This is a genomic window from Bacillota bacterium, from assembly GCA_023511485.1.
Lineage (GTDB): Bacteria > Actinomycetota > Aquicultoria > Aquicultorales > Aquicultoraceae > CADDYS01.
The window spans coordinates 66641-77987 of record JAIMBH010000010.1 but is presented as its reverse complement, the minus strand read 5'-3'; the positions used below and the strand labels follow the sequence as shown (position 1 = coordinate 77987).

Genomic DNA, 11347 nt, shown 5'->3' with positions numbered 1-11347 from the left:
GGTACTTCTGAAGTTGAGGCTGGCTCTGAGCTTGCACATCATGCCGGAACTGCTATTGAAGAGATGATGGGCGCTATACATGAAGTATTAAACCAAACTGAGGACGTCGCAAGGGCAATCGAGAACATGCGTTTGGCTTCATCGGATATGGATGCAATTATGGAAGAACTTGCCAGGGTCACAGATGAAAATGCTGCTGCTACCGAAGAAGCTAATTCAGCTATTCAGAATGTCGCAAACGATATAGGCACCATGGCTTCCGCGTCCATGGAAGCCTCGGCGGCAGCTCAAGAAGCAGCAGCATCGGCGGACCACCAGTCGACCTCAGTATCTCATATTAACGCTTCCGCTCAAGAGCTTTCGCAAATGGCGTCAGAACTTGAAGAATTAATGGATCATTTAAAGCTTTAAACTGCTTTGTAAACTATTACAGCCTGAATTATAATCGCTTAGAATCCAAATTATGCGCTCTGCTTAAGTGCATATGGCAGACGGGAACAAGCCGTTACTAGGTTAATAGAGGCTTTAAAGTTAGGGATTCTAGCCACTGTAAAGCCAATAAAGTAGTAGAGCATCAAAACTTCAAGAGGCAGATGCGAATAATTTTTTAAAAATGCCGCGTACAGCTGATTAAATTAGCGGAAATCACGTAGATATATTACTTACCATAATGTATGTTATGTTAACTTGCAAATGCCGTTCCTTGTCCATTCATTCACTATTTAAATAATATGATATTAGGCTTTTATTAAGCTGTCTTTCAGTGAGATTTTCTTAGAGTGCCGCTTCGTTTATGCCTTTAGTTTATTTAGTCTATATCTTTGCAGCTTTATCCTCTTTATTATTTAGTTTGTGATGCGATAGTTGCTCGATCTCTAGGGGCATGAAACATGAATCATCCTTCTTTTCTTGCGACTCGATAAGCTTAGACGTCTCCACTGTTCCCACAGCCCACCCAACCAGAAACAAGAGTACTAATAGTACATAGAGACGAACCGGTTTTACCGCTCCATTGAATACATATTTTGAGAGAAGCAGTGAAGACATCGGAAGCAGCGCTACCGCACCAATAATCCGTAAAAATTCTTTAAAGTCCAATTTTCTTCGTAGGTTTATTCTAACAACAGTGTCACGGATTCTGCGACATGATAGCGCTTCATAGAAAAGATACGAGATGCTAAGTGAGATGAAAATAGCGATGGTGGCTAACCCTGGCGGCATCAGCCCATTGGCTACATACCATTGTGCAGCAAACACAGCTACAGCTATTGCTACCATTACTGCTATTGCCCATAACCTTTTCAATTCTTACCTCACGATACACTTTTACCTTTTGTTCTTACTACCCTACCCCGCATCATATGCTAAATATATGCCGGAGAGGATGCGTTATATACAAGCGTGGTACTAATGTACTCATTATGGCAAAGACTATGCTTGCTCTTATACTACATGATTTGCCTTTGATGTGTCTTTTACGCCTACAAAATAAATCGCATTATTCACAAGCTCATTAGAGCTTACTATCGCATTCTTTCTGCACTCACACGTATCGTGTATTTTGTATTTCTTGTCGAATTCCATTTTTGTTAAATCCCGCAGGTGCTCCTTTATCCGCCTTAGCCTGCTTTTTGCGGCCCGCCTGTTTGTTATATTAGCTATTTCATGTATTTTCTTGTCCTGCGTCACAATTTGAATCCTGTATGATACTTTTAATTTGCCCTCGTAAGTCTTGGGTTCTCTATACAAGATATCTTCCCGCCATTCTAAATCTGCGGGAAGCTCCTCATTTACTTTTAGAACTCTCACTCTGTAGAAGTCGCCTGCAAGCCCAAAGATTTTGTTCTTTTCCCTCGATTCTCTATGCATACCCTTTGCTCACATCCCTCTTCCTTCCATTATGTGCTACGGCGCGGCTCTTACATATTCCGGACTTGCCTTTATATATCCTACTTCACCGTTTACGGTTTTTATCTCCAACCACTGCGCCTTTCTATTAAGTACCTGTACCACATCTCCCTTGCTTAGCGTTGTTAATTTTGCGCTGTTTATATCCGGCTCGGTTCTCACTTTTAATGCATTTACAATTACTTGCACCCTGTCTGCACCGGTAGGTAAACTCAATTCTTTACGCTTACTCGAATCTGATTCACCTTGCGGCGTTTGCGTGTTTTCTCTGCTTACGGTTGCCGTGCTCTCTCCCTCTGCGCCAGGCGTTAAGTTCCCAGGCAATAACGGTTTTGCCATTTTCCAAACGGCTATACCTATTATAATGAGGATCACCCATGCTGCAGCATGCTTTATGATCACATTATCTAATTTAAGGTTCTCAAAAATACTGTCGCTCTTCGGCGCATCATCGTTCTGCGACATCTCGTTTTCCTTTTTGATACTCAACTACTACTTAATCACTATGATATAAAACTACCGTTAAAGCTCTCGTTTATCAATGACTCTTTTCGATTTTCCGCTTGTTCTTTCCAGTGACTTTGGCTCAACCAGTTTTACCTCTACCCTTATACCTAGCACCTTTTGCAATTTATCCTCTATTTTGCGCTCAAAGATTATAAGTTCTTTCATTTCGCCGGGGAATATCTCGCTCGATACCTCGACGAGGACCTCCATTGTATCCATCGACCCGTATCTATCCACTATTATCTGATAATGCGGCTCGACTCCCTCGATTTCGAATAATACGCTTTCTACCTGCGATGGGAAAACATTCACCCCTCTTACGATTATCATGTCATCGGTTCTACCAAACACCTTTTCCATTCTTGCAAGGGTTCTTCCACATGCACACGTATCAGTATTTAGTTTAGTAAGGTCGCGAGTTCTGTATCGTATTACCGGAAATGCTTCTTTCGTCAGAGTTGTAAATACCAACTCGCCCTCGCTTCCCGGCCCTAACCTCTTACCTGTTTCAGGATCTATTATTTCAACTAGTATATGGTCCTCGTTTATATGTAGCCCGTCTTTGTACTCGCATTCACCAGCCACGCCTGGTCCCATCACTTCTGTCAGACCATAGTTATCCGTAGCCGATATATGCAGCTTTCCTTCTATCTCTTGCCGCATTTTTTCGCTGAATCGTTCGGCGCCAAACAAGCCTATCCTTAACGGAAGCTTTGAGAAATCAACGCCCATTTCTTCGCCTACCTCAGCGATATGTAGAGCGTAAGACGGAGTGCATACGAGCACCGTTGTTCCAAAATCTTTCATGATCATTAGCTGACGCTCGGTATTTCCCGTTGAAACCGGAACAACTGATGCGCCAATCCTTTCTAGACCCGCGTGCATTCCAAACCCGCCTGTAAATAAACCGTATCCAAATGACATCTGCGCTATGTCTTTTGCGGATGCTCCGCCAGCAACAGCTATCCTTGCGGTCAACTCTGACCAGGTATTTATATCTGCTCTTGTATATCCAACAACGATAGGTTTTCCAGTTGTTCCTGACGATGAATGTACTCTTACAACGTTCTCCATAGGGACAGCGAACATTCCGAAGGGATAGTTATCCCTTAAATCATCTTTTGTTGTGAAAGGAAGCTTCTCAATATCGTCTAGTGTTTTTATGTCTGATGGGCTTACGCCTGCATCTTCAAACCTATCCCTGTAGAAAGGAACCTCGTTGTAGACCCATTTTATCAGCGCTTGAAGCCTCTTAAGCTGAAGTTCCCTTAGTTTATCTCTTTGCATGCATTCATACTCTGGGTTCCAGATCATCTTTACCCCCTGATTATGCCTTAAGTGAAAATGTTCTAGAGTGCTAAGGCTAAGTAAAGTTGCTTAAGCTATTAGTATCAGTTGCCATTAATATTTCTTAACTGCAGTGCTGTCTATTTCTTATCTGCAATACAAGTGCACTTGCAAACTGCGACACCGAAGTAAAGATATTTTAGTTTTGGCACATCAAGACCTCAGCATGTTAATCGTGTGCGTGTTTTCGGTGCCCAAAATATATGGCCTTTACTTCTTCGTTATTTAACAGGTTGCTTGCTGTATCATGAAGAGCGATCATCCCGTTTTGCAGGACATATCCTCTGTTTGCAATGCTTAATGCCACAAAGGCATCCTGTTCGACAAGCAAGAGCGTCAAACCTTTTTCTCTTAATTCTTTCAATGTTTCAAATATTTTCTGAATTATGATGGGAGCCAATCCCATAGACGGTTCATCTAATAAGAGTAACTTTGGTCTTGACATAAGTGCCCGCCCAATTGCAAGCATTTGTTGTTCCCCACCGCTTAGAGTCCCTGCGGGCTGTTTCTGCCTAAGCTTTAGAACCGGAAACATGCTAAAGACAAACTCCAAGTCTTTTAATATCTCTGTCTTTGACTCACCTTTTCCATATCTAAGATATGCACCAAGCTGCAAATTCTCTAGTACAGTCAGAGGCCCGAAGAGCTGCCTACCCTCGGGTACATGCGATATACCTAAAGATACGATTTTTTCAGCCGCCGCTTTCTCGATATTTCTCCCATTTAGGCTAATCTTGCCCGAGCTAGGCCTTACCAGTCCAGAGATAGCCCTAAGCAATGTCGACTTACCGGCTCCGTTTGAGCCTATTATGGTTACGATCTCACCTTCATCGACGGAAATATCTACTCCTTTTAAAACCTGTACATGCCCATATGAGACATCTATGCCTTGTATGTTAAGCATGTGTTACCGCCTGCCCTAGATACGCCTGTATTACTTGCTCATCCTGCTGTATTAATAAAGGCGGGCCCTCAGCAATCTTCTCACCAAAATTTAAGACAACCACTTCATCTGATATCTCCATCACAAGGCTCATGTCATGTTCAACCAGCAGCACTGTTACGCCACTGCCCTTTATTTTATATATTGTCTCTGCAAGTCGATATGTCTCTTCATTGTTAAGTCCGGCTGCCGGTTCGTCCAGAAGTAGAAGTTTTGGGTCTGTTGCCATCGCTCTTGCGATTTCAAGAAGGTGTCTTTCGCCTATGGGCAAGTCGTCTGCCGAATGGTTTGCTTTATCCACTAGCCCAACTAGTTTTAATAGCGAATATGCTTTTTCCTTGCACTCTGATTCCTCAGCCTTTACTGAACTCAACCCTAACATACACTTAAATATGCCGCTATTGGTTTTTATGTGCCTTCCAACCATAACGTTCTCAAGCACACTCATATTCCCAAAGATTTGAGTATTTTGAAAAGTTCTCGCAATCCCAAGGCTTGCAATTACATGAGGCTTTTTCCCGGCAATATCCTTCCCTTCAAAGATGACCCTACCTGATGTTGGTTTGTCTACCCCGGTTAGCATGTTAAATACTGTTGTCTTTCCAGCGCCGTTAGGCCCAATAAGTGCCTTTATTTGGTCTCTATGAACCCTGAAACTTATGTTATCTACTGCTGTAAGGCCACCGAATTCTTTTCTCAGCTCTTTTAGTTCAAGAAGCGGCACTTTTTTCACCTGCCGTATCAGGAATTATCTCCTGTTTCCTTTTTCTAAACGATAATAGCCTTGATCCGGCTCCAATCAACCCCTGCGGCATAAATACCATGGCAAACACCAGTATCACGCCAAAAATAACCATGTTAAAATCCTCATAAGCTTTTAAATATTCTTCCAGAAGCGTTAGTGTTGTTGCACCTACAACAGCGCCCCAGATGTTTGCCATCCCGCCAAAAACAACCATCGTAACTAGCATTATCGACATTCCAAGCGTAAATGACTCCGGACTAACGAATGCCGCCATGTGAGCATACATGCTGCCGCCTATACATGCCATGATAGCGCTCAAGACAAATACTTGAATCTTATATTTAGAAGTATCTATTCCAACCGATGCGGCCGCTATCTCGCTTCCATGAACTGCTCTCAAAGCACGACCAACGCGCGAGTTAGCAAGGTTTAACGATAAAGCAAGTCCAAGCATCAAGAAGAGCCAAACCAATATGTAAAGTTTCTGCGGCGTATCAAGCTCAAAGCCTGCAATCGCTATAGATGGTATACCAAAAAGTCCATCTGTCCCTCCCGTGATGTTCTTTAACTGGAGGAACAAAACATGCACGATTTCCGCAAAGCCTAGCGTCGCCATCGCCAGATAGTGGCCTTTCAGTCTCAGTGTCGGTATTGCGATTACATAGGCGATAATGCCGCCAAGTATTACAGACGCACCCAATCCAAACCATGGCGAAAAACCATATTTTGTGGTCGCCACTGCCGAAGCATATGCGCCTATGCCGTAGAAAGCAGCATGCCCTATTGATACCTGTCCGGCATAGCCCATAAGCAAGTTTAATCCCAGCACGACCAGCGTATTTATTGCCATGATTATCACTATTTTTACATAATAGTTGTTGGTAAATATAAGCGGAAGCACAGCCATCGCTATGCCATACAAAAGAAACCAGAACTTATCTGTTCTGATAAACGCTCTGCCTGTAGCCACTAGACTTTCTCCCTTACTCTAGCGCCTAATATTCCGCTTGGCCTTATAAAAAGGACCATAAGAAGTATTAGAAAGGCTATCGCATCTTTATATCCTGAGTCGATAAACCCGATACTTAACGATTCTAATATACCTAAGGTTATGCCCCCTACAACTGCGCCTACTGGGTTATCAAGACCGCCAAGAACCGCACCTGCAAATCCTTTTAAGCCAAGGAATCCGCCAACTGAATAGCTTGTCATCGATATAGGCGTGATAAGTACGCCAGCCATTGCGCCAAAGCCTGCACTTAATGCAAATGAGAGCATTACGATACTTGACGTGTTAATCCCCATAAGCCTTGCGGCCGATGGATTTATCGCACATGCTTTCATTGCCTTTCCGATAATCGTCCTCTTGTAGAATAACTGCAAAAGTACGACTGTTGCTATCGTTACCAGGATGACCCATATTGCCTGTGGTGTAACCGATGCACCAAGAAACTGTATCGGCTTATCCCCAGAAAACGTTGGTAGCGCCTGGGCATCTCTTCCCCACAAAATCATCGCTATGTTTTTCATTAATATGGAGGCTCCAACTGTTACTATGATAAGCGTGATGACTGATGTATTTTTTAAGGGGCGAATAGCTGTCCGCTCAAAGACAATTCCTATTATTGTGACTATTATTACCGATAGCAGGACAGCAACAACAAGAGGGAGGCCAACTGCAGAATATAGTGATACTGCGATCAAGCCTCCAAGCATCACGAATTCTCCTTGAGCAAAGTTAATAAGCTGTGTAGAATTGTGGATTAACGTAAAACCCAGCGCAATTAGGGCATAAATGCTCCCGCTTGTTAAACCGCTTATAAGGTATTGTAGAAACTGGTCGAATTGCATTTCTCTTGCCTACACCTCATTATTAGCTTACTTTTAAAGTGGCGTTGATTGCGGCACTAAACTACAGCTCTTTAAAGCTGCTTCCTATGGCTATGTTTAGGATACACGGTTTTTAGCACTAACGCCAGACCTTTACATTGGGTTTACCTGCCTGTATGGCATTGATATCAGGATTCTAAATCCAAGAAAAGAGCCAGGGATTTCTGGCTCTTTTCTTCTTTCGTTTTTTAATGGGCTTTTGACTAGTTATTCTATTTTATTTCTTTTCAACCCATTTTCCTTCTTTTATTTCGATCATAACCATATCGTCAGCACCGGTACCGTCATGATTGTCCTTGCTGTAGTTGAAAATGCCGGTTATTCCAACAAACCCGCTTGTTTTCTCGATTGCGTCCCTTAACTTCACACCATCGCTCGTTCCGGCTTTCTTTAGAGCCTCTGCAAGTATGTTTATAGCATCATAAGCATGCCCGGCAAATGAATTTGGGTTCTCGTTATATTTTGCTTTGTAATCGGACATAAATTTATTAATTACCTCTGCCTGCTCGCCCTTTGCTGAGCTGGGTACAAGTACCTTTCCTGCCGGGAAAACCACGCCTTCTGCAGCACCGCCTGCTAGCTGTATGAATGTTTTATTGGCGATTCCATGGCTTCCCACATAAGGTATCGTCATGCCAAGTTCTTTCATATTTTTAGCTGCTTGCGCCGGTCCAGGGTTGGTTCCCCAAACTACTAGAGCTTCTGCATCTGTGCCTTTGATCTTTGTTAGCTGTGCAGTCATGTTTGTGTCCTGTGTTTGATATCTCTCAACTATAACAATATCAAGGCCTGCTTTTGGAGCCAGCTTTTTGAACTCATCGGTACCGCTTTGCCCAAATGCATTTGTATCGCTTAAGATCGCGATCTTCTTTACTTTAAGGTCTTTGCTTAAGTAATCAATAACTTTTTGCACTGCTACAGCATCGCTATTTGCCGTCCTAAACACCCACTCTTTTGGGTCGTCTTGTGTAATCGGAATCCCTGCAGCCATGGCCATTTGCGGAATCTTTGCCTTTGCGATTTCTGGCTTTACCGCAATCGATGATGGCGATATAGTTGCGGCTATTACGGCAATGACTTTCTCCTTATCGATTAATTTGCTAACCGCCGTAACGGCATTTTTTGCATCGCTTTGATCATCTTCGATAATTAATTCTAGTTTGTGGCCGTTAATGCCTCCCGCCTTGTTGATTTTTTCAACTTCAAGCTCTAATGTGTTCTTCTCTGGAAGACCTAGCGGCGACGAAGGACCGGTTGCTGATACGACAGCGCCTATTTTATAAGGTTCTTTGTTTGCTTCGGTAGTGCCGCTTGAGCTAGCTGCTTCTTTCGTTGAGCCCTGGCATCCAAGTGCGAATAACGCCAATGATAAAACCAGTAAAATTGAAATCCATTTGCGCATAAAACTGCCTCCCTAAATTCCTGCTGGTAAGATAGTCTTTATAGGTAATTTTTCAGATTCTCGCCTCCTTCCATAATGACCTAGTAGAATGGATTACTGTCTAATGTAGGCTTTAAATAAAAAGCCTACTATTGGCTAGTTAATTATAGGGCATAAATTACCGCATAGTCCATATTTGCTTGCTTCCTAAATAACCCATTGCTTGCCATGCGTTAATAGGAGTTTAGAAAAAGGCCTTTTTCTATACGCTCGCTACTTCAGTCAGGATCCCATATCCTATATCAAAGGCTTTTTTGTTCGCCTCAATAGTTTTCGGTGGTACCCTACGCTCGATGAATGTGTACCATCCTTCTTTCTTTATTGGCAAATACGTTGCAAGACATCCCAGTAAAACTACATTAGCGGCCTTTTTACTTCCAGCTTCTTCTGCAAGCTTATTCGCATCAATCTTTATAACTTCGATACCTTTTTGTCTCAGCATCCCCTCGATATCCTCAGGATAATCATCATTTCCTATTAGCACCGGTAGCGGCTTTATCTTTTCTGTGTTCATGATTAAAACACCGCCTGGTTTAAGGTAATCGGCCCATCGCAGTGCTTCAAGTTGCTCAAACGCAAGAATGAAATCAGCCTTTCTTTTTTCTATTACCGGCGAATAAACACGACTGCCAAATCTAACCATTGTGTTTACACTTCCTCCGCGCTGGCTCATTCCATGTATTTCCGCCATCTTAACATCATACTCTGCGCCAACCAGCACTTGCGACATAATGTCCGCAGCTAAGATTATACCTTGTCCGCCAACTCCAACTATTAATATGTTCTTTACATCGCTTGACATAAAAACCCCACTACGCTTCTTCAGGGCTTCTTTATATCGCCCTACTTTATTACTGTTATCGCATCTCTCTTGCACAGTTTAGCGCAAATTTCGCATCCTGCGCACTGAGAGATATCTATTTCAGCCCGCCCGTTGACCCACGATATCGCAGGACATCCAAGCCTTAGGCAAACTTTACAACCATCACATTTTTCGTTAACCGTATAAGGCTGCCCCTTTGGCTTCTCTACAAGCAAACAAGCCCTTCTGAATATTATTACAGACGGCTCATCTTTTGCTGTTTCCTCTTTTATTGCTTTCCTGACTGCTTTTAGGTCATAAGGATCCACAGTCCTTACAGAGTTTATCCCTATTGCTTTAACCAGCTTTTCAAAATCCAGCATGTGGCTATCAATGCCTTTTAACGTCCTGCCGGTTCCAGGATGGTCTTGCCTACCAGTCATTGCAGTAGTACGATTGTCTAATATGATTACGGTGGTTATTCCACCGTTATACACGATATCTATAAGCGGCGTTATGCCTGAGTGCACAAACGTCGAGTCTCCTATTACCGCAACTATATCTTTTGTTCCGGTTGCCTTCTGCACACCCATTGCGTTACCTATGCTTGCGCCCATGCATATGCACGTATCCATCGACCCAAGGGGCGGCAGGACACCCAGCGTATAACACCCAATATCGCCGGTAACTACCATTTTCAGGCGGCGTAGTTCATAAAATACCCCTCTGTGCGGACAGCCAGCGCAAAGCATTGGTGGCCTTCCCGGTAAAGCAGATTGTTTGCTATTTTCTATGGCTTCCTCCCGCGGAATCAGTGCATCTGCTATTATGTCTGGGTTAAGCTCACCAATTGAGGGGATAGATTCCTTTCCCGACACCGAAAGACCCCATGATTTAATCTGTTCTTCTAAATATGGCTCTAATTCCTCCACTACGATTACTTTTTCAATCTGATTTACGTACCCTGTTATCAGCATGCGGGGCAATGGGTAGGTCATTGCAAGCTTTAATATTGATGCTTCCGGGAAAAGCTCCTTAACATACTGATACGATATACCGCTCGTTATAAAACCTACTTCTCGGCTTCCCCACTCAATTTTATTTCCTGAGAATCCTTCACTAAATTCCTCAAGGGCTTTTAGCCTGTCCTCAAGCAACCGGCGTCTCACTCTTGCATTTGCCGGTATCATAACGTACTTTTCAGCGTTCTTTTTGTATCCAGGTTCTCTTTTCGTCTGTTCGAGGTCGACCTCTACCAGCGATTTCGAATGGTTCACCCTTGTAGTTGTCCTTAAAAGCACAGGTATATCGAAAGTTTCACTTATAATAAACGCATCCTCTACCAGCGACGCTGCCTCCTGGCTATCGCTTGGCTCAAGCATCGGCACTTTTGCAGCTTTTGCATAGTAGCGATTATCTTGCTCATTTTGCGAGCTATGCATTCCTGGATCGTCTGCAGAAACTATGACTAACCCTGCGTTTACTCCTGTGTAAGCTACCGTAAATAAAGGATCTGCGGCAACGTTTAATCCAACATGTTTCATTGCAACCAGCGAACGCGCACCTGCGATTGAGGATCCAATCGCAACCTCAAGCGCCACTTTTTCATTTGGCGCCCATGAAGCATCTACATCTTTATACTTTGCCAGGTTTTCAAGAATCTCTGTGCTTGGCGTACCTGGATAGCCGGTAGCAACGGCTACCCCTGCTGCATGCGCTCCATATGCTATGGCTTCATTGCCAGATAACAATACCCTCATTTAA

General features: G+C 43.3%; 12 protein-coding genes. 1 reads left to right on the top strand and 11 read right to left on the bottom strand.

Features of this window, described 5'->3' with window-relative positions; all coding sequences use genetic code 11:
- A partial coding sequence (locus K6T91_04930; GenBank protein ID MCL6472139.1) for a hypothetical protein occupies window positions 1-411 on the top strand: 411 nt, incomplete at its 5' end.
- Between the two features lie 402 nt (window positions 412-813).
- Here the strand turns inward: K6T91_04930 and K6T91_04925 are convergent.
- The 11 genes from K6T91_04925 to iorA form a co-directional block, all read right to left on the bottom strand.
- Window positions 814-1305, bottom strand: a complete 492-nt coding sequence (locus tag K6T91_04925) for a hypothetical protein (protein ID MCL6472138.1) — start codon at window positions 1303-1305, stop codon at window positions 814-816.
- Window positions 1306-1443: 138 nt separating this feature from the next.
- Window positions 1444-1869, bottom strand: coding sequence for a hypothetical protein (locus K6T91_04920; protein ID MCL6472137.1), 426 nt, complete (start codon window positions 1867-1869; stop codon window positions 1444-1446).
- 36 nt (window positions 1870-1905) lie between these two features.
- Window positions 1906-2373, bottom strand: coding sequence for an SH3 domain-containing protein (locus tag K6T91_04915; GenBank protein MCL6472136.1), 468 nt, complete (start codon window positions 2371-2373; stop codon window positions 1906-1908).
- A 57-nt stretch (window positions 2374-2430) separates the two neighbouring features.
- On the bottom strand, window positions 2431-3729 hold the full coding sequence (locus tag K6T91_04910; GenBank protein ID MCL6472135.1) for a phenylacetate--CoA ligase: 1299 nt from the start codon (window positions 3727-3729) through the stop codon (window positions 2431-2433).
- Window positions 3730-3931: 202 nt separating this feature from the next.
- Window positions 3932-4666, bottom strand: a complete 735-nt coding sequence (locus K6T91_04905) for an ABC transporter ATP-binding protein (GenBank protein MCL6472134.1) — start codon at window positions 4664-4666, stop codon at window positions 3932-3934.
- Window positions 4659-5429 (bottom strand): ABC transporter ATP-binding protein, encoded by a 771-nt coding sequence (locus tag K6T91_04900; GenBank protein ID MCL6472133.1) that lies wholly within the window; start codon window positions 5427-5429, stop codon window positions 4659-4661. The genes K6T91_04905 and K6T91_04900 overlap by 8 nt, the downstream gene beginning before the upstream one ends.
- On the bottom strand, window positions 5416-6420 hold the full coding sequence (locus K6T91_04895; GenBank protein ID MCL6472132.1) for a branched-chain amino acid ABC transporter permease: 1005 nt from the start codon (window positions 6418-6420) through the stop codon (window positions 5416-5418). Before K6T91_04895 ends, K6T91_04900 begins: the two co-directional genes overlap by 14 nt.
- Window positions 6420-7301: a branched-chain amino acid ABC transporter permease gene (locus K6T91_04890; protein ID MCL6472131.1), complete on the bottom strand. Its 882-nt coding sequence runs from the start codon at window positions 7299-7301 to the stop codon at window positions 6420-6422. The genes K6T91_04895 and K6T91_04890 overlap by 1 nt, the downstream gene beginning before the upstream one ends.
- A gap of 256 nt (window positions 7302-7557) precedes the next feature.
- The gene (locus tag K6T91_04885) at window positions 7558-8742 is read right to left on the bottom strand and encodes an ABC transporter substrate-binding protein (protein ID MCL6472130.1); all 1185 of its coding nucleotides are present in this window, start codon (window positions 8740-8742) and stop codon (window positions 7558-7560) included.
- Between the two features lie 241 nt (window positions 8743-8983).
- A complete protein-coding gene (locus tag K6T91_04880; protein ID MCL6472129.1) occupies window positions 8984-9583 on the bottom strand; it encodes an indolepyruvate oxidoreductase subunit beta in 600 nt (199 codons plus the stop codon).
- A gap of 41 nt (window positions 9584-9624) precedes the next feature.
- Window positions 9625-11343, bottom strand: a complete 1719-nt coding sequence (gene iorA / locus K6T91_04875) for an indolepyruvate ferredoxin oxidoreductase subunit alpha (protein MCL6472128.1) — start codon at window positions 11341-11343, stop codon at window positions 9625-9627.
- Window positions 11344-11347: the final 4 nt, after the last annotated feature.